The following is a 23,421-nucleotide window of genomic DNA, read 5'->3' as shown; positions in this document are numbered from 1 at the left end:
CGCGGACACTCGCTCAGTTCCCGGTGGGCGACGGCCAGGAGCACGAGACGGCCATGAGACGCGAGCAGGTGGAGGTGGGCCGATGAGCACGAGCGAACAGCAACCTCTCGGGGAGCGCCGCGGCAAGCGCGGGGTCTTCCGTACCAAATCCGTAGAGCAGTCCATCCGGGACACCGAGGAGCCCGAGCACGCGCTCAAGAAGTCCCTCACCGCCCTCGACCTCACCGTCTTCGGTGTCGGTGTCGTCATCGGCACCGGCATCTTCGTCCTGACCGGCAAGGTTGCCAAGGAGAACGCCGGCCCGGCGGTCTCGCTGGCCTTCGTCCTCGCCGGCGTCGTCTGCGGGCTCGCGGCGCTGTGCTACGCCGAGTTCGCCTCCACCGTGCCGGTCGCCGGCTCCGCGTACACCTTCTCGTACGCCTCCCTCGGCGAGCTGCCCGCCTGGATCATCGGCTGGGACCTGATCCTGGAGCTGGCGCTCGGCTGCGCCGTCGTCGCCGTCGGCTGGTCGGGCTACATCCGCTCGCTGCTGGACAACGCGGGCTGGCACCTGCCGGTGAGCTTGCAGGGCACGCACGAGGGGCACTTCGGCTTCGACATCCTCGCCTGCGCCCTCGTCCTCGCCCTCACCGTGATCCTCGTGCTCGGCATGAAGCTGTCCTCGCGCGTGACCGCGGTCGTGGTCGCCGTCAAGGTCACCGTCGTCCTCATCGTGATCATCGTCGGGGCCTTCTTCATCAACGGCGCCAACTACGAGCCGTTCATCCCGAAGTCCCAGGGCACCACGGCCGGCAGCGACATCAAGGCGCCGCTGGTGCAGCTGATGTTCGGCTTCTCCCCGTCGAACTTCGGCGTCATGGGCATCTTCTCGGCCGCCGCCGTGGTCTTCTTCGCCTTCATCGGCTTCGACATCGTCGCCACCGCCGCCGAGGAGACCCGCAACCCGCAGCGCGACGTGCCGCGCGGCATCCTCGGCTCCCTCGCCATCTGCACGCTGCTCTACGTGGCCGTGTCCGTCGTCGTCACCGGCATGCAGAAGTACAGCGAGCTGTCCACGGACGCCCCGCTCGCCGACGCCTTCAAAGCCACCGGGCACCCGTTCTGGGCCGGGCTCATCAGCTTCGGCGCCGCCGTCGGCCTCACGACCGTCTGCATGATCCTGCTGCTCGGCCAGAGCCGGGTGTTCTTCGCGATGAGCCGCGACGGGCTGCTGCCGCGGATCTTCTCCCGGGTCCACCCGAAGTACGGCACGCCCTACCGCTCCACGATCCTGCTGGGCGTGGTCGTCGCCGTCCTCGCGGGCTTCACCTCGATCGACGTCCTCGCCGAACTCGTCAACATCGGCACGCTCTTCGCGTTCGTCGTCGTCGCCCTCGGCGTCGTCATCCTCCGCCGCACCCGGCCCGACCTGCCCCGCGCCTTCCGCACGCCCCTGGTGCCCGCGGTGCCCGTCCTGTCGGTCGTCGCCTCGGTGTGGCTGATGCTCAACCTGACCGCGGAGACGTGGCTGCGGTTCGCGGCGTGGATGGTCCTCGGCTGCGTCCTGTACTTCGTGTACGGGAAGCGGCACAGCCGGGTCCCGTAAGGCCTCAGGGTCTCAGGGGTTCACCGCGCTCGGCCCGGTCACCTCCGCGCCGAGCGCGGTCACGCGCTCCCGCAGCTCCCGGTCGGCCGTGACGACCACGCAGCGCCGGCCCGGCTCCCGCCCCGCCACCAGCTCGACGATCTCGTCGTCGCCGCTGCCGGACGCCTCCTCGACCCGTACCCCCGGCACCGGGGCGACGCCGCGCGCCTTGCCCTCGACCACCAGGACGACCTCCGGCGCCTCCGCGAACAGCGCGGGCGAACCGGCCGCCGCGTACCCCGCGAGGCGGTCCCGCAGCCGCTCGGCCGCGCCGCGACGGTCGCGCCACCAGCCGTCCGGCACCGAGCCGACGACGTTCGCGGCATCCACGACGAGCAGAGTGTTCATGGTCATGGCCACAGCCTCGCACGGCCCACGGCCACCGTGGCCGGATGCCCTGACCGGCCACGATGTTATTGTCGAGGGTCGACAAACGGGCTCCGAGCGCAGCGCGACCGAGGCCGATGCGAGAGCCGCAGGCGAGAAAGGCTGGCAGCGAGTCATGGCAGTGCGTACGGCCACCCCGGTCACCGGCTGGCTACTGAGGGGGAGCGACGGCCGCCTGACGGCCTACGCGCCGGCCGAGGGCGGTGTCGTGCGCTGGACCGAGACCCGGCCCGGCGGCCCCGACTGGACGGGCCCGGAGCTGCTGGCGGTGCCCGGCCTGGAGCCGTGCCTGTCCATAGCGCAAGGCCCGAAGGGTTACGTCCACCTGGTCGGCGTGCGGTGCCGTGACGTCGACGGACGCACTGAGACCGACATCGTTTACGCCACCCAGTTCCAGTCCGGCCGCCCGCTGACGAACTGGCGCTCCCTCGGCTCGCCCCACGGCCAGGACTGGCAGCGCTCGGCCCAGATCGGCGCCCCCGCGGCGGCCGTCGACTCCGCCGGCCTGCACGTCTTCGTACGCAACTCCGGCGGCGGGGTGTGCGGGCGCCGGCAGGACGCGCGCGGCATCTGGGGCCCCTGGGCCGATATGAAGGGCAGTCACGTCCTCGACGGCCTGACCGCCGTCGCCACGCCCGCCGGGCGTGTCGAACTGATCGCCCCCGCGGCCGAATTCGTCCTGCGCTGGCGGCAGGACCAGGCGGGCGGGCCGGTGCGGCGCGTGCGCAACGTCCCCGCGAAGCCGGCGTCCGGTTCCTCCGCTTCGGGTGTCACCGGCGACGACCGCGTCACGCACTTCTGGCGGGACGCGGCGGACGGGGGGTTGCAGACGCTCCTGCCGGACGCCGGGGAGGACGACGAGCCGTCGGTCACGTCCGTGGGCGGCACGGGCACCGGCCCCCTCGCCGTGCTGCGGGCCGTCCTCGACGGGCACGAGTGCACGGTGCTGGCCCAGCGGTCCGCTTCCGGCCTGCCGGCCGTCGCGGTGTGCCCCAGCGGCGACGAGACGCTGTCGGCGCAGTGGTCGGAGACGGGCGAGGAGTTCGCGGGGGCGCCGGCGCTGGCCGTCGACGGCAACGGCCGGGTGACAGTCGCGGTGCTCGGCACCGACGGTCACTTGCGGGTGGCGCGCCAGCGCACCGGTGAGAGCGGACTCACTCTGGGCGAGTGGCAGCGGGTGTAGCGACTCCGGTTACTGCGTGGGCGTCACCGCATTCAACGCCGAAGGGCTGCTGGGTGGACAGGCAATGCCCGTCCACCCAGCAGCCCCTTGGAAGTGGGTACCGCTCGGTGTGTCCGGTCTATCTCATGGTTCCAGCAGTCCACGCCGGAGCCGGAGCTTATCCCGGAAAGGATCTATCAGACTCTGAATCTGCGAGGAAAGTTCCGGCTCGACGCGGAGTGGCTCATCCGCGAGTTCATGCCAGAGAATCCGCCTCTGTGATGTTTTCGTAGATCATTCCTCGGAAGAAGTCAGAGAAGGATGGATACCTTTCGATTTCTCCGCCCGCGAGCCAGATAACCTGGGCTGGTTGATTCGAACCTTTCCCACACGGCATGACGAGGACGTCGATGTCTGTCTGTGACGCGCCGATAGGAATCAGGCGGGAGAAGTTTTTTCCCCGCTCGATCACCAATTCGTCCTCGATCACACGCACCAGTTCCTCTGCTTCGGTGTATGCGGCGGTACCGAAGTCGGCTGTCCCGAAGAGGTCGATGTCCTGCAAGATGGCCGGCCAGCCATCCGCATGTAGCAGGAAATTGGCATACTCAGGGTCTACAGGGCAGTGCGTCACCATGGTGATTTCTGTAATTCGCTCAGGCGTGGCCGGAGGCCGACGCGACTCATGGCGCCAGAGCTCGTCACGGTCGCTGGCTGCCAACCTACGCTTTGCCGTTTCCATTTCCGCGAAAAGCGCTGACCAATCAGACACCGCCACCCCTGTTATCCACCAGTACGAATCTCGTAGGGCTGCACCCCACGGGGCAGCGTTGCCCCTGGGCAGAAAGACTACTGTTTACTCGTTTCGCCATATCGATCCAGGTTGGCGGCTTTCCATGACCCAGCCACATCGCATCGGGTGCATGTCCGGCTACACCAGAGTAGGGGGTTCCGGCTGCCGCTGCACGCTTCCTCTCTGCCGCTGCCTCACGAGCTGCTTCCTTCCTGATTGCACCCTTAGTGGAAACTCGGCCCGTCGGTGACATCTGCCCCCGGGCGATGGCGTCGTTGGTTGCATCTACGTAGGCCGCGAACTGCTGTGCCTCTTCATCTGTGGCCCACTCGGGGATTCTTACCTCGGCTTCGCCGTTCGCGTTGCAATTGTGAACGAGTACCGGTGTGGTCCCGGCCTGCACATAGTACGTATGGATCGAGCTGACCGACAGGTTGAACACCTGCTGCACCGCGGTCCACGCCCGAGTTGCCGTCACCTTGACCCATGTGCCGGCGGAAGTGCGAAGCAGTGCTCCCGGCTTGATCTCGCCAGCCTTGGACCAAGTCTTCTGGTCCTCCAGCCAGAACGGGTGGCCTTCGGTCGCGGTGATGGTGTCGGTGGCCTCGCCCTTGTCGCCGTCCGTGTCGACAGTCAGCTTGACGAGGTGCTTCTCGCCGTTACCGACGATGACATCACCGACTGTCTGGGCTTCCGTCTTTCCGGTTGCCGGATTGGTCGCCAGGACCTTGTCGCCGACCTTGACGTCCCTGATGGGTTTGCTCGTGCCGTCGGCCATCAACACCGGGGTTTCCGGAGTGAAGCTGTTCGGGACCTTGCAGGTGGCCTCGCCCAGGTCCTCGGCCTTCTCCGCGAGCTTCGTGCCCTTCCCCGCGGTGGTCGCGCCCTTCTCGGAAACGAACGCGGTCTTCGCCGCGTGTTCCATCTTCATGCCGGCTCGCGCGGCCTTCGCGCCGCGGACTCCCGCCGTGGCGCCCGGGACGAACATGCTGCCGACCGTTGCGATGGTCCAGAGGCACGCCTCGACGTCGCCCTTCGTGGCGCACGCGATCGCGTCGTTGACGCCCGTGACCTCGGCCGCGAAGTCCAGTGCCGCCTTCAGGTAGGGCGCCGCCGTCTGGGCGAACTCCGAGACCGCGGTGATCGCCGTGTCGACGGCCGAGACCATCTTGGCGCTCACGTCGGCGACGATCTTCGTGACTTCGGTCGCGACCTTGGCGACGTCCTGGACGATCTGCTTGGTCTCCTGGACGATCAGCGCGGGTGCGTGAGCCGCCGCCGCGACGACCATCTTCATGCCTGCGTAGACGGGGCGAAGCGCCTTGGCGAGGACCGGAATGGGGTTGTGGGTGGCGACGTACTTCTTCGCCGCCCGGGCCGTGTCGCTGATGTAGCGCTTGCTCTCGCGGTAGATCTGGGCCGCGGATTTGTAGATCCGTGCGCCTTGGTTGCGTATGTACCGCGCTCCGGACGAGATCTTGTTGCCGAGCCACCGCGCGCCGGAGGAGACCTTCTGCACCATCCAGTTGACGCCGGAGGAGATCTTCTGTTCCACGTAGTGGTAGATCTGTGAGGCCTTCTGCTCCACGTAGTGGTAGACCTGCGATGCCTTCCGCTCGATGTAGCGGCCGGCGGACGCGACCTTCCGGCCGATCTTCTTCAGGGCCCCGCCGATGCTCCAGTGCCCCGTCGGGTCCGCGTTGTCCACCGGGTCGCCGTCGCCGTAGGTGTAGCGGTTGGCCCGGATGGACGAGGGGTTCGGGTCGAGGGTGTAGCTGTCGCGGGAGGTGAAGGAGCCGGAGCCGGCGTCGTACCAGCGGGCGGCCATGTTGACCTGCTGGGTGGACGGGTCGGTCCAGTCGCCCTGGTAGCCGATGGAGACCTGGTTGCCCTGGGTGGCCGTGGTGCGGCCGAAGGGGTCGAAGGCGGTCGAGGACGTGAGCTTCGTCGGGTTGGTGTCGTTGACGTCCAGGGTGCCGACGACGTCGCCGTGACGGTCGTTCATCGCGAGGCGCGTGGAGCCGTCCTGGGTGACGGAGACCAGCTCGCCGGTCAGGCCCCGGCTGTAGACACCGCGGCCGTCGGTGACGACCTCGTCGTCGAGGCCGGCGTAGGTGTGCTGGGTGCCGTCGCGGTCGACCAGGCGGCCGAGGGCGTCGTACTGGTAGGAGATCTCGCCCTGCTTGGCCAGCTGGCCGAAGGCGTCGAAGCGGCTCTCCTCGGCCAGGCCGGACGTCGTGGAGGACTTGCGGGTGCCGCGCGGGGTGTAGGCGTAGGTGGCCTCACCGTCCGTCAGCATCCGGTTGCGCGCGTCGTACGTCGCCTTCCGCTCGCCCGCCTGGACCCGGTTGCCGGCGTCGTCCCACGAGTAGCCCGTGGTCTTGCCGTCCTTGTCGGTCCAGGAGGTCAGGCGGCCCTCGTCGTCGTAGGCGTACTTCTGCTCACCCGCGCCGGCCGTGCCCGTCGTCTTCTTCGAGACCACACGGTCGTTGTCGTCGAAGGCGTACTCGAACGAGGCCAGCGTCGTCCCGCCGGTCGACTTGGTGACGTCGGAGACCTGACGGCCCAGTGCGTCGTAGCCGAAGGTGCGGTTCAGCCCGGGGGAGTCGATGCCCTCCAGCGCGCCCGTCTTGTCGTAGCGGTAGGAGAACAGCTGCTGCGACCGCGCGTCCTTGAGGGACTTCAGCCGGCCCTTCTCGTAGGAGAACACCGCCGTTCCGGCGGCGTCGACCCGGGTGAGCAGACGGCCGTTCTCGTCGTAGCCGAACGTGGCGTCGCCGGATCCGCCCTTCGCGGAGGTCAGCAGGCCGCGGTCGTTGTACTCGAAGGTGTTGGCCCCCTTCGGCGCGCTGGCGGAGGTCATCCGGCCGGCCGCGTCGTACTCGTAGACGCGCGAGGCGGTCGAGACCTCGGCCCCGGAGCCGGTCTCCTGTAGCAGCAGACCGCTGGGGTCGAAGGTGCGCTGACGCTCCACCTTGCCGGGCTCGGTGAGCCGGACCGGGTTGCCTTCGGCGTCGTAGGAGGTCGTCCAGGTGCGGTCGGCAAGGGCCGGCTGGTCCTTGGTCTCCGGCTCGATCACCGACTCGGGCAGGCCGAGGCTGTTGAAGGTGTAGCGGGTGGTGTTGCCGCGACCGTCGGTGAAGCGGGTGCGGTTGCCGTTCAGGTCGTAGCCGAAGCTGGTCGTGATCGTCTTGCCGGCGGACACCGGCTCGTCCTGCTTCACCAGCTGGTTCTGCGGGTCGAAGGTGTAGCTGGTGGTCTTGCCCTTGGCGTCGGTCGACTTGGTGGGGTTGCCCGCCTGGTCGTAGCGGAAGCTGCGGTTGCGCAGCGGGCGGTCGTCCTTGTCCAGCCAGAGCTGACCGGTCATCCGGCCGGCCTGGTCGTAGTCCTGCCGCACGGTGCGGCCCAGGGCGTCGCTGTTGCGGATGACGCGGCCGGCCATGTCGTAGCCGGTCTGCGTCTTCACGCCGGCGGCGTCCTCGGTGCCCGTCAGCTGGCCGAGCGCGTCGTAGCTGAAGTGCGTGGTGTCGCCGCTGGGCGCGGTCTGTGCCACGAGCTGGTTGGCGTCGTCGTAGGCGAAGGTGGTGGAGAAGTAGCGGGTCTGGTCGGACTTGCGCTCCACCGCCGTCGCCGTGCGCTGACGACCGAGGTCGTCGTAGGTGTTCTCGGCGCGGGCTCCGGTCGGGTCCGTCACCGAGAGGGTCTCGCCCGTGCGGGAGTAGGTGTAGGACCACACGGCACCGGCACCTGCCGGAACGTTTTTGCCGGGCTCCGTCACCAGGCTGAGCAGCTTCGAGGCGCGCGGCTCCTCTCGCTGGACCATCCGGCCGAGCTGGTCGTAGCGGAAGCGCTGGACGTTGCCGAGCGCGTCCGTGGTCGCGGTGATCCGGCCCGCCGCGTCGTACTCGTTGCGGCTCACCGGGGTGATCGGCTCGGAGGCCCCGGGCGGGGTGTAGGACGGAGAGGTGCTGACCGTCGGGCGGCCGGCGTTGTCAAAGGTGACGGAGGAGACGCGGCCCTGCGGGTCCTTGCTCTGGGTCGCCTCGTCGAAGGCGTTGTACCCGGTGGTGGTGGCCGGACGGGTCCTGACCGCCGGAGCGTCGCCCCCGCCGTTCTCCACGTCGGCGGCCGGTTCGGTGACGGTCACCTGACGGCCGAGCTCGTCATAGGTGTAGGTGGTGGTGAACGCCTCCGCGTCCGCGCCTTCGGCGTTGCCCCGGGGCTCGGTCTCCGCGAGCAGCAGTCCGCGCTGGTCGCGCTTGAAGGTCGTAGTCAGCCGGTCCTTGCCGTTGAGGGTGGTCTCGCTGAGCTCCCGGCCGGCGGCGTCGTAGGTGTAGTCGACGACCTCGGAGCTGCTGCTGGAGAACCCGACGTTGGAGCTCTTGCCGGTGTGCACGACGCGCGTCACGTTGTCCGCGTCGTCGTACGTGTAGCTGACCTTGCGGTCGAGCCTGCCCGGGTCCGTAGTGATGGTCTGGGTGCGGCCCGAGACGTCGTAGTCATAGGCGGTGACGGTGGTGCCGTTGCCGGTGGTCTTGCGCGTCAGGTTGCCGAGGGCGTCGTAGGCGTTCCGTTCGAGCTCGATGTCACGGGTGGACCCGTCCGGCTGGCGCACGCCGAGGGCGCGCACGGCCTTGCTGAGACCGTCGTCGTAGTAGCTGAACGCGCGGATGCGGCCCATGGCGTCGGCGTGCCGGGTCATGCGGCCGGCCATGTCGTAGGCGTAGGAGTCGGTCACGAGGACCTTCTCGTCGGCGTCCTTGGGCGCCTCCTCCGGGTCTCCGCTCCAGTCGCGCACCCGTACCTCGGCCACCTTGTTGCGCGGGGTGTAGGTGTACTCGGTCCGGGTGCCGCTCGGGTCGACCTGCCAGGCACGGTTGCCCAGAGCGTCGTAGCCGAAGCTGGTCTCTGCGCCTTCGGCGTCCGTCACCCGCACCGGGCGGCCGGAGTCGTCGTACTCGGTGCGGGTCACGCGGGTGGGGTCGCCACCCGTGGTGTCGGCGACCTCGGAGCGCAGCACCAGGCCGTCCTGGTCGAACTCGATGGTCGTGAACGCGGTGTGCGTGACGCCGGTGACCTGGTTCTTGACCCCGGGCTTGGTCGTGGTGACGGTCCGGCCCAGCCCGTCGTAGGTGTAGCTGACGGTCACGCCCTTGGGCTGGGAGTCGCTGATGTCGGTCTCGGTGAGCTTGCGGCCCAGCCGGTCGTAGGTGTAGCGGGTGACCAGGCCCGCCGGGTCGGTGGTCTCGGCGAGATCACCGTTGGCGAAGTAGGTGTACTTGGTCGTCTTGCCCTTGGCGTCGGTCATGGACGCCAGCAGGCCTGCCGGAGCGGTGCCCTCGTTGTTGAAGGCGGGGTCCGATCCGGTGGTGAAGGTGCGGGTGGCCTTGCGGCCGTCCGGTGCGGTCTGCTCGAGGAGCTCACCTCGGGCGTCGTAGGAGTACGTCGTCCTGTAGGTGTTGTCCTGAGCGCCCGCGGAACGCGCGTCACGGGACTCGGTGAGCTTGCCGTTGCGCGGGTCGAGCGGGTTCTTCTCGTCGTAGTAGTACGCGTAGTACGTGGTCTGGCAGTCGTTGAGGTCGCGGCAGGTCTTGCGCGTCGCGACGTTGCCCTGGTCGTCGTAGGTCATGTCGAGCGCATGACCGTTCTCGTCCATGACCCGGTTCTGGAAGCCCTTGTCGTCGTAGCCGAAGCTGCGCACGCCCATGGCGTTGACGGCTCCGCCGACGAACTCGGGGTCGGGGTAGTCCATCGGGGGCTTGCCGTCGCCGACGACACCGCCCTCGAAGATGCCGCCATCGGTGCCGGGGGTCGGGGAGGTCGTGGGCTTGGGTTTCTGGGGCTCCACCGGCTTGTCGCGCAGGGGCGACACGTAGCGGATGACACGCCCGGCCAGGGGGTCGTAGTCGTAGAAGTGCCGGCGGTTCTTGGGGTCGGTCACCTGGACGGTGCGGATGAGCTCCTTGCCGTACAGACCGGTGACGGGGACGCCCAGCTGCCACTGGCCGCCGTTGTTGTCGGTCAGCTTGTCGACGCGGTCGACGGAGGTGTCGTACGAGACCTCCACGGCCGCGCGGCCGCCGGGCGTGGTCACCTTGGTGAGCTGGTCGGCCTGCTCGCGGGCGGCGTAGAGGGACTGCGCGGCGGCGGTGCCGATCGGCTTGTGGTAGACGGCGACCTCGTCGATGTCGCCCTTGAAGTAGACCGAGCCCTTGGCGGGCGGGGAGGGCCAGTCGTAGGCGTAGCCGGAGCCGATCTCGGCGAACCGCTGGTTGCCGTGGTTGACCGGTGCGTCCAGGCTGCCGTGGCGCTTGCCGTCCAGGAACAGGGTCTGCCGGGCGCCGTCCGAGGACAGCACCACATGGTGCCACTGGCCGTCGTTGACGGCGGTTCCCGTGGTGATGGGGGAGATGCGGCCGATGCGGAACTGTCCGCGCAGCTTGCCGTCCGCGCCGATGTACAGCACGGGCGCGCTGGTCCCGTCGTTGCTGTCGTTGTGCTTGTCGGAGCGGTAGTTCAGCAGCACGCCGTTGCCGGAGGTGCGGAACCACATGCTGACCGCGAGGCTGCGCTGCAGGTTCAGCAGGTTCTCGGGCAGGTCGACGCGCGATGAGGTGCCGTTGAAGGAGGCGGCGTTGTCGGAGGTGCCGCTCAGCGGGCCGGCGGCGTCGTGGGTGACGTCGACGTACTGGGCCCGGTCCTTGCCCTGGTTGACGGTGACCTGGCTGACGGCATCGTCGCCGCCGTCCTCACCGAAGCGCCAGTAGGCGTAGGGGCCGGAGTCCAGGGCCACGCTGCGGTAGTGCGAGCCCTTTCCGTACTCGTACCGGGTGCAGGTCTTCTCGGGGGAGCAGACCTTGGCGAGCTTGTCCCCGTCGTACTCGTACGTCCAGGTCAGCGGGCTGGTGCGCAGCGGGTCGGTACCGACTGCCGTGATGTGCTCACCCGTCCACTGGAAGAACAGGCTTCGCTTGCTGGCGTCGTTGCGGAGCTGGACGAGCTTGCCGTCCGTGTAGGTGAAGGTCTGGGTCAGCCCGCTCGCGTCGGTGACCGTGCCGAGCAGTCCGTCGGCGCGGAAGGCGTAGCGGACGCCGTTCTTGTCGGTGAGCTGCCAGCCACCGTCCTTGACGGTGGTGAAGACGGCGTCACGGCCCATGGGGGCGGCGAAGGAGCCGTCGGGGTTGCGGCCGAAGCGGACCTGCTGGCCGTCGGGGTAGGTGACGACGACATTGCCGGTTCCGTCGTCGTCCGGCGTCACCCTCATGTCGAGGCGCGAGGCCCAGCCCGCGCCGAAGACGTGGTTCCTGGACGGGTCGAGGCTGTTGTAGGTGCGGGCGACGGTGAGCTCCGGGCCGATGGTGGCCACCGACGCGTCGACCGCCGCGCTGGCGAAGTTACCGACCTGTGGGTCGAAGGGCTTGTCCGAGGAGCCGTAAGGCGAGCCCGCCAGGTGCGAGGTGATGACCGGCTGCGGCACGGCGGTCAGCAGGGTGGCGTACGGCAGCTCGGGGCTGACGGCCGCGTTGTCCCTGCTCCAGGGGCGCCACAGGTAGGTCTTGGACCAGCGGAGCTTGCCCGCCGGGACGACCCAGCTGCGGTCGGGGGACCAGTCGGAGAAGAAGCAGTCCTTCGGCTTGCCGTCCTTGCCGGACTCGCAGACCTCGTAGCGGTACTGGAGCGTCTGCCCGGTCTTATCCATGTCCCGGGCGTTGGCCCACAGCTCCGGCGTGAGCGTCTGGGACTGGTAGCCGTTGGCCGGATGGAAGGCGTCGACGACCGGCGGGATGGCCAGCACGTTGAGGCCGATGCGGACCGGCGCGATGTTGTAGTCGGTGAAGAATCCCAGACCCTTGCGGATCATCGAGAAGTCGATGAGGTACTCGCCCGGGTCGCCCTTCTGGACCGTCGCCTCGAGGGTGACGGCGGCGCCGCGGGGCACGTCCTTGGGGAGCTGGGCCGCGGACACCTCCTTGACGAGCTTGCCGCCCTTGTAGGCGCGGTAGCCCAGCTCGTAGGTGCTGGGGGTCCAGGTCTCGGCGCCCAGGTTGGTCACCTTGATCTTGACCTTGCCGTCCTGGCTCCGGCTGACAGCCGGCTCCGGGTTCGCGCGCTCGACGGAGTACTTGGCGTCGTACGGCGAGTGCGTGACGTAGAGGGACGGCGGGTTGGCGCTGTTGGTGCTGGAGAACTTCTTCCAGCTCGCCGTGTCGGACTCCGAGCCGCGCAGGGTCAGGCCGTAGTTGGGGCGGGAGCCGTTGGCCCATTCTTCGACCAGGTCGCGCCCCTTGGCACCGAGGTCCATGGCCTCCCACGCGGCGGGGCAGGCCGAGCTGGACTGGCCCTCGCCGATGAAGCCGTGGGCGAAGGAGGAGCCGGCGATCTTCCCGCCGAAGGAGGGGCCGGGGTAGGTGTGGCCCTTGCCGGCCGTCCACGCTTCGGTGACCGGGTGGACGCTCACCTCACGGGGGCGGCAGGAGGCCGACCAGTAGTTGAGGACGTTGAGCGAGGCACCGAAGATCTTGTGGTTGCGCAGCTTGGAGGCCACGTTCGGGAAGGCGAGGTAGCTCGCGGCCCGGCTGGTGCCGCCGTCGCTGACGGCGCCCACCTTGAGGGTGTCCTCGGAGCCCGAGCTCCAGTTGTTGCTGCCGGACTTCTCGACGTACATGCTCGACGAGGCGCCGACGGGATCCACCATGGGCGGGTCGACCCGGACGGGGAACGTGCGCTCCGGTGCGGAGAGCCAGTCGCCGTCGAGGTCCACACGCAGGGCCTGCCCGCCGCCGTGCTCGACGAGGCGGTAGTCGACCTTGGTGGATATCGCACCGTCGCCGGACTCCGGGTGGACCTTGGAGTCCTCCATGTAGCCGTGCGGGATCCGCACGCGCTGCTTGCCCTCGGCGTCCTTGAGGACGACGTCGCCGTTGTCCAGCGAGGCCGTGAGGCCCTTGGTCCGCAGCGGGAAGAGCCAGGTGCGCGGTGCGTCCTTGGACCGCAGGACCATGACCTCCTTGAGGCCGCCCGGCCTGGAGATCAGCTCCAGGTCGGCGTCCTTGAGGATGCCGGGGTAGGTGACGGCGGACTTGTCCTTGTCGTCGGTCCGGCCGGCCGAGCGCTGCGCTCCGTCGAGGCCGAAGGAGACTTCGTGGTCGCCGTCCACGACGAGCCGGGCCAGGTCCTTGGCGTCGGCCTGAGGCGCGAGCCGGATGCCGAGGCTGTCGGCGGCGTTGTGCCAGCCACCCGCATTGCCGTCGCCCGTGGGGACGAGCGTTGCGTCGATGGGCTTCCAGCTGCCGTCGGCCGTCCGGTAGTTCAGCCGCTCCTTGGAGAACTGGGTCGTCTGCGACCCGTCCCGGTTGCTGAAGGTGCGCTCGAACTCCGAGCGCTTGCCGGTGATTTCGCTGCTGCTCTTCGGGTCGTAGCCCCTGACTTCCTTGCCGGGGGCGGCCTCGACCTTGGCCTCGTTCCGGGTGGTGGTCTTGGGTATCTCCGGGTGCTCCACGGCGTACTTGCCGTGGAGGGTCTGCGGGCCGCGGGCCTTGACCGGCCCGGAGGCGCCGTCGAGGTGATCGAGGTCTGCCGCGCTGCCCCAGCGCTGGCCGTCGGGGCGCTTGGTGTGGCCCTTGACGCCCGGCAGCGAGGGCTCGGACTCCGGCCGGCTCACGGCCTCCGAAGGTGCCGTGGCGGCGAACACCAGCATCGCGGCCGTCAACGCGACCGCTCTGCGTGCCCCCGGTCTCGTAGCGAAGAAGCCGCGGTGCCTGAAGGCGCCGCGGCGGCGACGCGCACCGGAAGACCCGGTGCGCCGACTGCCAAGGAACACGGAGAACACACCCCACCCATCGACCTGGAGGTGGCGAACCTGCATATGGACATGCGTCGCCATATGGGCATAGGTCGCCACAGGAAGCCACAACCATGAGATGGCGGGCATTGAGACGATGTTTTATCTGAGTAAAGATCAGGTATGCAAGAGGTTGGGGCAGTTGGAACGGTGGTGACTACACTCTGAAATCGGGAACGGGGCTTATGGGGGATTTGCCGCCATCGGCGCTCATCGAGCGTAACTACCCCAAAGCTAGGTACATGGGGTGTGATTACATGCATCCCGCCCCGCCGTCCTCCGGCCGGGACCTCGGCCCCGGCCGGGCTTTGTCGCCCCGTCAGAAAGTGCCCCTCGATGCCTCTGAGTCGCCCCCGCCCGTCTGCCGCCCGCATGGCGGCACTGACCCTCGCGGCCGTCACGGCCCTGCCCTTGGGTCTGGTGTGCGCACCCGCCGCCGTGGCGGACGCGGTGCCGTCCACGCCCGCCCCCACCGCCCAGGTGAGCTGCCGTCCCCAGGCCCAGCTGTACGGTGCGACCGCCGACGGGAAGCTGGAGCTCTTCACCCACGGCGACGCCGCGCAGGGGTCCTTCAACTGGCCTGTGATCGGCAAGCGGATCGACGGGAGCGGGTGGGGCTCTCCCCGCATCACCCTCGGTGGCCCCGGTAACTGGATCTACAGCATCAACCCCGACGGCGGCCTGTACCGCCACCGCTACGATCCGGCCACCAACACCTGGGGGACGCCTCCGGGCGAGAAGATCGACAGCGGCTGGGGGACCTTCCTGGACGGTGCCGCGAGGCGCAATCGCGTCACCATCGATGACCGCGGCAACATCTTCGCCATCCATGACGACGGCACCCTGCGGATCTACCGCTACGACGAGAAGACCGGGGCCCCGATGCCCGGCAACGGCCGCGTGATCGACACCGGCAGCTGGGGCGGGTACAACCTCATCGTCGCCGCGGGCGACGGCCTCCTCTTCGCCCGTCAGGGCGGGGACATGTACCGCTACCGCTACGACGTCGACCGCCAGCAGTGGCTGGAAATCAAGAGCCAGGCGTGGACGAGCGGCTGGCAGTACCTCCGCGACATCCGCTCGGCGGGCGGCGGCACCCTCTACGGCCTGCACGCCGACGGTTCGCTGTTCTGGTACCGCTACGACGTCAACGCCGGTGCCTGGGTCGACACCGGCCGCCGCAAGGCCGGCTGGAACTTCGAGACGTTCCACGGGATATCCCTGTCCACGGACGCCTGCAAGACCCCGGCTCAGCCCGCGAAGCCCCCCGTCGCCCCGCGGCCCAACATGCCCGCCGCGATCCGGCAGAGCAGCGACAAGCTCATCCAGCAGTTCTACGTCGACGAGCGCGGCTGGCTGGTCAACGGCGTCCAGCGCGACCCCAGGGACCTGGGCACCGTGGCCTACAGCACCGTGCCCGGCGCGCGGGACATCGTCGACCAGCCCGTCATCACGGAGCAGGCCGACGGCACCCCGATGGCCTTCGCCCTCGGCAAGGACGGCCACATCTGGATGACGAAGCGTCAAGCGGGCGGGACCTGGTCAGCGCTGAAGGACTTCGGCGGCGACTTCACCGGCGCGCCCACCGTCACCAGGAACCCTCAGGGCATCGTCGGGGTCCACGCCTTCGACCGCGACGGCAAGATGTGGTACCTGAACCAGCAGAGCCCGAACAGCGACAACTTCATCCCGTGGCGCACCCGGGACGCCTACTCTTCCATGCCCGCCGGGTACGAGAAGTCGTCCTTCCTCGCTGCGGGCCAGGCCGCCTCGGTGGACAAGGAGGCCGACCGCCCGTTCATCCTCGGGATCGACAAGCAAGGCCGTCTCGGCATGAACCGCGCGGATGCCAAGCGCGAGGGCTGGTGGGTGTGGGGGGCCTCCGACACGAGCGGCCTGGGCGGGACCCCGGCCGCGGCGCGCGGGGCCGACGGCAAGGTGATGGCCTTCGCCCGCACCAAGGACGGCGAGATCTGGACGGCCAAGGAGTCCACCCGTACTGACGCGGACAGCAAGCTTCCGCTCAACGGCTTCTTCGGCGACGGAACCGTACTGTCGGGCGTGAAGACGGCGGGGTCGCCCGCGGTCGCCGTCAACCAGGACAAGTCGCTCGGGGTGGTCGTCCGGGATGACAAGGGCTACGTCCACTACGCTCGCCAGCTGGGCCCGGACGGAGACTTCAGCCGGTGGAGCCTCGTCGCCTCGAAGCAGGCGGCGACCGACCCCGCGGTGGTCCAGCTCGCCGACGGCCAGTGGGCCGTGTTCTACATCGACACCGACGGTCTGGAGCGGATGTACTGGCTCTCCGACGCGGACAGCGGCAGCGCCCAGCCCCGGTCCCTGGCCAGGGGGAAGCGCAGCACCCCGGCCGACCCGGTGTTCACCGGCGGGGTCACCGCCAAGTCCCACAACGGCAAGCCGGTGGTGACGGAAGGCCGGTAGCGGCGGTGGGCGGGAGGCACGCCTCCCGCCCACTCTTCGCACCGCTTGTTTCAGTCCTCCAGGATGCGCCAGTGCCCGTCGACGCGTTCCACCGTCACGCTGCTCTTCCTGGCGCCCTTCGCCCCGGCGCTGACCTCGACGTGAGCGACCTTGCCCCCGCCCTCGACCCGTGCCGCGCTGACGTCGATGTCGCCGACCTTGCGCTGTTCCTTGCCGCCGAGCCGGTCACCGATCTGCGCGCGCATGGCTCCGGGGCAACCGCCCTCGGCCTGAGCCATGGAGGAGACCACCTTGGGATGCAGCAGACGGCACGCCTCGCGCATGTCGTCGTCGGCGAGTGCGTCGATGTACGCCATGACGAGCTTGCGAGCACCTTTGGCCCCGGGCTCCGCTCCGGGGTCGCTGTCCCAGAAGACCAGGACGCCGGTAACGGCGGCGGCCACCAGGGCGGCCGAGGTGCCGATCGTGGTCAGCCGGCGCCTGCGGGTCGACCACAGCCGCGTGCGGGCGCCGTGAGCCGCGCGGCCGATCCGTTCTCCTGCACTCCGTTCTCCGGACGAGGACTTCACCTGCTGGGGCACGGTCTCACACTTCTCTCGCGAACCACCTGTGAACCGGGCAAGTCTGACACGGAGTTCCGGCAAACGGAATATTTGTGCAGATATTGCTGAGAAGGCGTCAGAGACGCTTCGCGCTGCGCAGTCCCGCCGCGTAGAAGCCGTTGCCGTCCAGGCGGGCCGTGCCGCCCTTGTCGCCGAAGGTGGGGCCGTTGGCTTCTTCGCGGCTGGAGATGAAGCGGGGCTTGCCGTCGGTGTCGAGGCCCATGTAGATGCCGACGTGGTCGAGGCGTTCGCCGGTGCGCTTGTCGATGTCGAAGAAGACCAGGTCGCCCGGCTGCAACCGGTCCGTGGCGTCGGGGCGCTTGCCGGTCAGTTCCAGGACGGGGACGCCGGGGGAGAGGCGGGCCATGCCGTTGGCGGTGCGGGGGAGGCCGTCGCCCTTGATGTCCTTGGCCAGGAGGGGGTAGCGCGCGCGGTAGCCGTAGACGGTGCGGACGAAGCCCGAGCAGTCCATCGCCCGGAAGCGCGCCGCCTCGGGCTGCTCCACGGTGCCGTCGCGGAAGCGGTACGGGATGCCGAGGTAGTCGTAGAAGTCCGACTGTTCGAGGCGCAGGTCGCCCGCGACGGAGCCGTTGGGGTTGAGCGGGCCGAACTGGGCGTCGCCGGAGTACGGAACGCCGCGGGCGTCCTTCTTCTGCGGGGCGCCTTCGATGTACTCCATGGCGAAGGCGAAGATGTCGGGCTCCTTGCTGCCCAGGGACGTGCTGAACCAGTCCTTGAACCAGGCCGCCTTCTCGCCGCCCTCCTTCCACGCCTCCGGCAGCAGCCGCACCCAGCTGTCCGTCGTCACCTTCGCGTCCGTGTACTTCGGCTCGGTGAACGTACGGCTCGCGCCGGTCAGGACCGCGGTGCGGGCGCCGTCCGTGAACGTGGCGAGGACGCCGCCGTCCGCCGCGCGCACCACCGTGCGGGCCGGGCTGGCCAGCCGCTCGAAGCGGCGCTCGCCCGCGGCGGGCTTGCCGCCGGACGCCGCTCCGGTGCCCGTGCCCGTGCCGGAGACGGACTGGACCGGCGGCGCCGTCCCGTCCTGCTGCTCGCGCAGCTCCACCGTGAGGTACGCGCTGGTGCCGAGCAGGCCGAGCACCACCAGGGTGTGCAGGGCGTGGCGGCCGGTGACCTTCCGGTTCTTCTTCCGGGCCTTGTTCCGGGCCTTGTTCCGGGCCTTTGTCATGCTGCGCTCCGTGGGTCGGGAAGGCTCAGGCGGTGGGCATGAAGCCCAGCAGGATGCCGGCGGTCAGGACGACGTAGTTGGCGAGCGAGACCGTGCCGGTGGCCAGCAGGGTCGCGCCGCGCGGCTGCCGCACCAGCTGGTACGCGATCAGGCCGGGGACGATGAAGCCGAGCGTCTGGTTCGCGTACATCAGCGGGAACTGCTGCTGGAGGATCACGTAGAGCGTCGCCTGGAGCACGACACCGGTCAGCACGACCGCCGCGAACAGCCGCTTGCCGTAGAGGATCACGTACCGCTGGAGCAGCAGGGTGGCCAGGTACGTCAGGACGGTGATGCCGACGACCATGGCGGCGCGCTGGAGGCTCTCCACGAGCGTGAGGGCCAGCCAGCCGGGGGTGATCATGCCGCCGGGGGAGAGGTTGGTCGTGAGGTAGCAGACCAGGGAGAACAGCAGGCCCAGGGCGATCCCGATGGCGGCGATCTCCGGAGTGAGGACGGCGGGGATCAACGGAAGTCTCCTGTGCGATCTACGTGATCTATGTGGTCTGTGTGGTCTATGTAGGTCGGGACGTACACCTGGGGCTCCTCCGGATGCTGCACCCGGGACGGCTCCGGCTCCTCGTCCGCCGGCAGTTCCGCCAGCCGCTCCAGCAGCAGCTCGCCCTGCCCGTGGATGTTGCCGATGGCGATCAGGGACGCGCCCGGGCCCAGCCGGCCGAGGATCTCCCGTTCGAGCTCGGCGGGGTCGCGGCGGTCGCCGCCGAGGTCGACGATCCGCGAGCGCCACTCGGCGGGGATCGCGTCGGCGGCGCTCTTCGTCGGGTGGCCGATGAGGAAGACCGACTCGGGGGCGAGGCGCGGGATCAGCTCGCCCATCTGGCCGTTGCGCTCGACGCGGTCCGGGCGGCAGTTGATGAGGACGTGCAGGGGCCGGTCGATCGCGCCGAGGCTGAGCAGCTGCTCGACGTTCATCAGCGTCGACTCGGGGTCGTTGGCCGCGAAGATGTTGGCGAAGCGGAAGGGCATGCCCTCGGGGGTGCGGTACCGCTCGACGGACAGTACGCCGGGGTCCGGCGGCGCGTCGTACATGCCCTGGAGGGCGGTGGCCCGGTCGACGCCGAGGAGTTCGGCGACGGCGAGCGCGATGGCGACGTTCTCCTTGAACGTGAACCAGCTGAAGCCGCGCAGCTCGGCGTCGGTCACCGTCTCCGGGTCCACGGCGATCAGCCGGCAGTCGCGCTTGGCGGCCTCCTCGCGCAGGATGTGCAGCCGGTCGCGCTCGGCGGTGACGCAGATCCCGCCGTGCGGCATGGAGCGGCTCAGCGAGCGGGCGACGTCGTCCAGGGTGGGGCCCATCTCCGCCAGGTGGTCCTCGCGGACGTTGCACAGCACGCCGATGGTGGAGCGGATCAGCTTCGTCTGGTTGACCTCTTGCAGGGCCGGCATGACGGCCATGCACTCGATCACCAGCGCGTGCGGCCGGTACGCGGCGGCGCGCCGCACGATGCCGATCTGCTCGACGACGTTGGCGATGCCGAACTTGCGGTAGACGGGCTCCTCGGTGGCGTCCGGGTGGATGAAGCGGGCCGCGGTGCCGGTGGTCTTGGCGACCGTGACCAGCCCGCCGCCGCGCAGCGCGCCCGCGCACAGCCGGGTGATGGAGCTCTTGCCGCGGATGCCGTTGATGAGCACCCGGGTGGGGATCATGTCGAGGTTGGTGAAGTGCCGGCGCTGCTCGATCACGCCCGCGACCAGGACGATCGCACAGCAGATCACCAGGACCGTGTAGAGGAAGAGCACGCGTCAGTTCCTTCCGGCCGTGGGCCGCTCGGCGGTGCGCAGTTGCTGCCGGATCAGTTCGAGGTTGTGGACGACCGCGCCCGCCTCGTCGTGGTGCTGCGGGAACAGCACGGTCTTGCGGTCGCCGCCGGCCAGCGCCTCGGCCTGGTCCGCGAGCGTGCGCAGCGGGCGGACGACGATGATGTGCAGCCAGCCCAGGCAGGCGACGGCGGCGGTCACGCCGAGCAGGCCGGCGAGCATGGTGTGGCGCTGCGCGGTGTACTCGGGCAGCTCCAGCCAGGAGGCGGGCTGCTCGCTGACGACCTGCCAGCCCAGGTCGCGTACGGCGCCGCCGCCGGTGAAGGCCGCGGCGGCCGCGAGCGACGAGCCGCCGCTCGTGCGGTGCAGCAGGGACGTGCCGTTGGTGTCCTTGCGGGCCTTGGTGGCGAGGTCGTCGAGGTGGCCGCCGGGCAGCCTGGAGAAGGCGCGGAAGCCGTGCTGGCGGTCGGCGGCGAGGACGCGGTGCTTGTCGTCCACGAGCCAGACCTGGCCGAGGCCGGGCCGGGTGACCATGGAGATCAGGAACTGCGGGTCGTACTCGCCGACGACGGTGCGGCCCTTGCCGCCGGGCACGGCCGCGTAGGCGGCGACGGCCGGCTCCTTGCCGGAGGTGTTGAGCTGGGCCACGGAGTCCGCGTACGGCTTCCGCCCGGCCGGGTGGCGCGGTGCGGCCCCGGCGCGGGTGAGGACCTTGCCGTCGGCGTCGAGGACGTAGACGGAGCGGTAGCGGGGGTGCTCGCGCAGGGTGGTCTGGAGGACGGCCTTGGCGGCGCTGCTCGTGTCCGCCTGCTCCTTACCGCTCTCCTTGCCGTTCTCCTTGTCGCCGCCCGCGCCGACGATCTGCGCGACGGAGGCGACGTCGGCCCAGCCCTCGTTCAGCGCCTTGCGGACGCGGTCGGCGGCGGTGTCCGTACGCCGCCGCTGGTCCTCGACCAGCTGCTTGGGCACGGTGACGCCGCTGCCGGCGCGGTTGAGCAGCAGCAGGAGCGGGGCGGCCCAGGCGAGGAGGACCACGCCGCAGACGATCACGGTGGTACGGGTGCCGATGCCGCCGCGGGCCCGGCCGGTACGGGTGGGGCGCCCGCCGAGGAGCTGGCCGCGCAGGCTCTCCAGGGCGGCGCCGACGCGGGCCGGTTCGCGGCCGCGGAAGGAGCGGACGGGGCGGTCGAGCTCGCCGCGGCCGAGGCGGCGGCTCTCCAGGTACAGGTGGATCAGCGGGCGCTGGACCGTACGGACCAGGATCCAGGTCACGAGCACGGCGAGGAGCAGCAGGACGGCGGCGGCGACGAGGCCGAAGGCCTGGGTGCGCACCGCCTTGGCGTCCTCGGTGACCTTGACCGAGGTGACCACGGACAGGCCGAGGCCGCCCGCGGGGCTGCTCTCGCCGGGCGCGCGGCCGGCGGCGGCGTAGCCCACGGCCGTGCGGTGCTTGTCCGTGCCGCCCATGAGGTTGCCGCTCGCGCCCGGGTGGCCGCCGGGCTCGGGGGTCTTGCCGGAGGCCGCGGCCGCCGTCTTCGCGGCGCGCTTGGCCCACGCGGTGCGGGAGATCGACGGGCCGTCCTTGGCGAGGACGGTGCCGGCGGAGTCGACGACGAGCAGGGAGCGGTTCTCGCCGGTGGAGATGCCCGGCACGTTGAGGGTGCCGGAGGCGACGAGGAGGCGCGGCTTGTCGCCGCCGCGGAGGGCGGCGGTCACGAGCATGCGGGTGTCGCCGGAGGGGAGCTTGACGAGGCGGGGCGCGGGGGCGCCGTCCTTCTTGCCGGAGCCCTGGTCTTTACCGGAGCTCTGATCGGCCTTGCCGGTCTTGTCGGCCAGGCTGTCGGCCAGCGGAATCGTTTCGCCGCGGGCGGCGAGGAGGGCGCCGCTCCCGGGGTCGATCACGGCGAGCCCGCGCCACTTGTTGTAGACCTTGCCGAGCTTGTCCAGGACGGTGTCGGCGGGCACGGCCTCGGGGCCGGCGAAGAGCGCGGCGGCGCGCTGGAGGTCGGTGACGCTCTCGTCGAGGGAGGCCCGCAGGGCGACCGCGCCGTCTTCCGCGACCCGCTGCTGCGAGGAGAGGACGGCCTTGTCGACGGCGGACCGGTCGTGATCGCCGAGTACGAGGGCGGTCGCGCCCGCGACCAGCAGCAGGAGCGCCAGGAGTGCGGCGATCGGCGGGCGGGCGCCGCCGAGGAGAGGCATGTCTGCACGACGGCGCAGCTTGCGCCGGCGCGCGCCGCGCGGAGCGGACAGCGGCATTCCTGGGCATTCCTTTCGGCCGCGGCTCGGCATTGCCGGGTCGGCGGAATACCTTGTTCTACTTGCCGCTCATCAGGATGAACTAAGGGGAACCGGAGAATTCTAAGTGGAAGTTAAAGTATCGACAAAATCTTGACGACGTGTGTGTCATATGCGTGCGCTGCGGACGCAGTTGGAGTACAGGCGGAGAGGCGGGGTCGCTCCCGGGGTACTTTTGCCCGCATGACGACCCAGCCGGCCCCCCGTAGCGCCGCCCGCACGGCACGTACCGCACGCGGCGTGCTGTCCTGCGTGCTGCTCGGCGCGCTGGCCCTCGCCGGGGCCACCGGCTGCGGCGGGTCGGCGGCGGCCCCGGCGGACGGGCGCGGGGACGCCCCCGCCGCGCGCAAGGCGGCCCCCGACGCCGCCGGGACCGTCGACCTCGGCCGCCGGATCACCGACTACGCCGCTGGCATGACCGCCGACGGCAGCTACCGCGTCCCCACCGAGCGCGAGCGCCGGGCGATCGCCGACGGCGTCCGCGCCCTCCTCGACGGCGACCGCGCCGCGGCCGCGCGCCGCCTTTCCGGCGTGGGGTACGCCGTCCACACCCTCGTCGACAGCGGCGGCGACGGCGCCCGCTACGCGGAGATCGCCGACGCCACGCGCGAGGGCGAGGTCCGGCGCGGCTGGGGCCGCATCTACGCCGACCTGCGCGGCGGCCCGGCGCGCTGGCAGGTCCAGGTCCCGCACCCGTCCGCCGACCAGCGCACCGAGCAGCTCGGCATCGGCCTGCTGCGGGGCGCCCCCGGCGGCGTCCTCGTCCTCGCCGGCGCCCACCGCGCGGCGGACTCCGGCGCCGGCCCCGACGCCGCGGACGTCGCCCACCGCCGCGACTCCGTCTTCGCGGCCGTCTCCGACGCCCTCGCCGACCGCCGCCTCCCCGCCGTCCAGGTCCACGGCTTCGCCGACAGCAGCCTGCCCGACCACGACGTCGTCGTCTCCCCGGGCAGCGGCGACGCGGGCCTCCCCTCCGCGCGGCGCCTCGCGGCGGCGTACCGCGCGCAGGGCATGCGCGTCTGCGAGGTCTGGGAGCGCTACTGCGGCCGCCTCGAAGGCCGCACGAACGTGGAGGGCGAGTACGCGGGCGAGGCCGGCGTGCCCTTCGTGCACGTCGAGCACAACCGGCGCGTACGGGACGACGACGGGCTGGTCGCGAAGGCGGTGCGGGCGCTGGTGGAGATCGCGAAGACGTGGGGCGCGGGCTCGCGCTGAGCCGCGCCGAGCCCGCCGCCGGTGGTGGACCTTCGGTGTTCGCTTCAGAC

At 70.2% G+C, this 23,421-nt stretch carries 12 protein-coding genes; 4 read left to right on the top strand and 8 right to left on the bottom strand.

Annotated elements, in window-relative coordinates:
- Window positions 1-82 precede the first annotated feature (82 nt).
- Window positions 83-1,585, top strand: coding sequence for an amino acid permease (locus D7231_RS14585; protein WP_120755839.1), 1,503 nt, complete (start codon window positions 83-85; stop codon window positions 1,583-1,585).
- A 12-nt stretch (window positions 1,586-1,597) separates the two neighbouring features.
- Here D7231_RS14585 and D7231_RS14580 read toward each other — a convergent pair whose 3' ends face one another.
- Window positions 1,598-1,972 (bottom strand): PIN domain-containing protein, encoded by a 375-nt coding sequence (locus tag D7231_RS14580; protein ID WP_120756046.1) that lies wholly within the window; start codon window positions 1,970-1,972, stop codon window positions 1,598-1,600.
- A 154-nt stretch (window positions 1,973-2,126) separates the two neighbouring features.
- On the opposite strand from D7231_RS14580, the gene D7231_RS14575 reads away from it, so the two are divergent.
- Window positions 2,127-3,194: a PLL family lectin gene (locus D7231_RS14575; protein ID WP_120755838.1), complete on the top strand. Its 1,068-nt coding sequence runs from the start codon at window positions 2,127-2,129 to the stop codon at window positions 3,192-3,194.
- A gap of 235 nt (window positions 3,195-3,429) precedes the next feature.
- Here the strand turns inward: D7231_RS14575 and D7231_RS14570 are convergent, their stop codons facing one another.
- Together D7231_RS14570 and D7231_RS14565 are read right to left on the bottom strand one after the other, a co-directional pair.
- Window positions 3,430-3,915: an SMI1/KNR4 family protein gene (locus D7231_RS14570; protein ID WP_338419860.1), complete on the bottom strand. Its 486-nt coding sequence runs from the start codon at window positions 3,913-3,915 to the stop codon at window positions 3,430-3,432.
- 22 nt (window positions 3,916-3,937) lie between these two features.
- A complete protein-coding gene (locus tag D7231_RS14565; RefSeq protein ID WP_147449726.1) occupies window positions 3,938-13,675 on the bottom strand; it encodes a DNRLRE domain-containing protein in 9,738 nt (3,245 codons plus the stop codon).
- A 504-nt stretch (window positions 13,676-14,179) separates the two neighbouring features.
- On the opposite strand from D7231_RS14565, the gene D7231_RS14560 reads away from it, so the two are divergent.
- Window positions 14,180-16,249 (top strand): tachylectin-related carbohydrate-binding protein, encoded by a 2,070-nt coding sequence (locus tag D7231_RS14560; RefSeq protein ID WP_158673757.1) that lies wholly within the window; start codon window positions 14,180-14,182, stop codon window positions 16,247-16,249.
- Between the two features lie 50 nt (window positions 16,250-16,299).
- Here D7231_RS14560 and D7231_RS14555 read toward each other — a convergent pair whose 3' ends face one another.
- From D7231_RS14555 to D7231_RS14535, 5 genes are all read right to left on the bottom strand, one after another.
- Complete coding sequence (locus tag D7231_RS14555) at window positions 16,300-16,830, bottom strand: nuclear transport factor 2 family protein (RefSeq protein ID WP_120755834.1); 531 nt, start codon at window positions 16,828-16,830, stop codon at window positions 16,300-16,302.
- A gap of 97 nt (window positions 16,831-16,927) precedes the next feature.
- A complete protein-coding gene (locus D7231_RS14550) occupies window positions 16,928-18,040 on the bottom strand; it encodes a C40 family peptidase (RefSeq protein ID WP_120755833.1) in 1,113 nt (370 codons plus the stop codon).
- A 25-nt stretch (window positions 18,041-18,065) separates the two neighbouring features.
- Window positions 18,066-18,548: a poly-gamma-glutamate biosynthesis protein PgsC/CapC gene (locus D7231_RS14545; RefSeq protein WP_030365939.1), complete on the bottom strand. Its 483-nt coding sequence runs from the start codon at window positions 18,546-18,548 to the stop codon at window positions 18,066-18,068.
- A complete protein-coding gene (pgsB, locus tag D7231_RS14540; protein ID WP_120755832.1) occupies window positions 18,545-19,840 on the bottom strand; it encodes a poly-gamma-glutamate synthase PgsB in 1,296 nt (431 codons plus the stop codon). The genes D7231_RS14545 and pgsB overlap by 4 nt, the downstream gene beginning before the upstream one ends.
- 3 nt (window positions 19,841-19,843) lie before the next feature.
- Window positions 19,844-22,117 carry a HAMP domain-containing protein gene (locus tag D7231_RS14535; protein WP_241999711.1) on the bottom strand — a complete coding sequence of 758 codons (2,274 nt, stop codon included), beginning with the start codon at window positions 22,115-22,117 and terminating at the stop codon, window positions 19,844-19,846.
- A 222-nt stretch (window positions 22,118-22,339) separates the two neighbouring features.
- Here D7231_RS14535 and D7231_RS36165 point away from each other — a divergent pair, with 222 nt between their 5' ends.
- Entirely contained in the window at window positions 22,340-23,371 is a 1,032-nt protein-coding gene (locus D7231_RS36165) for a hypothetical protein (RefSeq protein WP_147449725.1), read from the top strand.
- Window positions 23,372-23,421 lie beyond the last annotated feature (50 nt).

Source organism: Streptomyces klenkii, assembly GCF_003626645.1.
Classification (GTDB): Bacteria; Actinomycetota; Actinomycetes; order Streptomycetales; family Streptomycetaceae; genus Streptomyces; species Streptomyces klenkii.
This window is presented reverse-complemented; position numbering and strand designations above follow the sequence as displayed.

Coding starts and splice junctions, on each gene's coding strand:
- D7231_RS14570 (WP_338419860.1), bottom strand. CDS start 3,915: ATGGAAACGGCAAAGCGTAGGTTGGCAGCCAGCGACCGTGACGAGCTC.
- D7231_RS36165 (WP_147449725.1), top strand. CDS start 22,340: ATGACGACCCAGCCGGCCCCCCGTAGCGCCGCCCGCACGGCACGTACC.
- D7231_RS14580 (WP_120756046.1), bottom strand. CDS start 1,972: ATGAACACTCTGCTCGTCGTGGATGCCGCGAACGTCGTCGGCTCGGTG.
- D7231_RS14585 (WP_120755839.1), top strand. CDS start 83: ATGAGCACGAGCGAACAGCAACCTCTCGGGGAGCGCCGCGGCAAGCGC.
- D7231_RS14560 (WP_158673757.1), top strand. CDS start 14,180: ATGGCGGCACTGACCCTCGCGGCCGTCACGGCCCTGCCCTTGGGTCTG.
- D7231_RS14575 (WP_120755838.1), top strand. CDS start 2,127: ATGGCAGTGCGTACGGCCACCCCGGTCACCGGCTGGCTACTGAGGGGG.
- D7231_RS14535 (WP_241999711.1), bottom strand. CDS start 22,117: ATGCCGCTGTCCGCTCCGCGCGGCGCGCGCCGGCGCAAGCTGCGCCGT.
- D7231_RS14550 (WP_120755833.1), bottom strand. CDS start 18,040: ATGACAAAGGCCCGGAACAAGGCCCGGAACAAGGCCCGGAAGAAGAAC.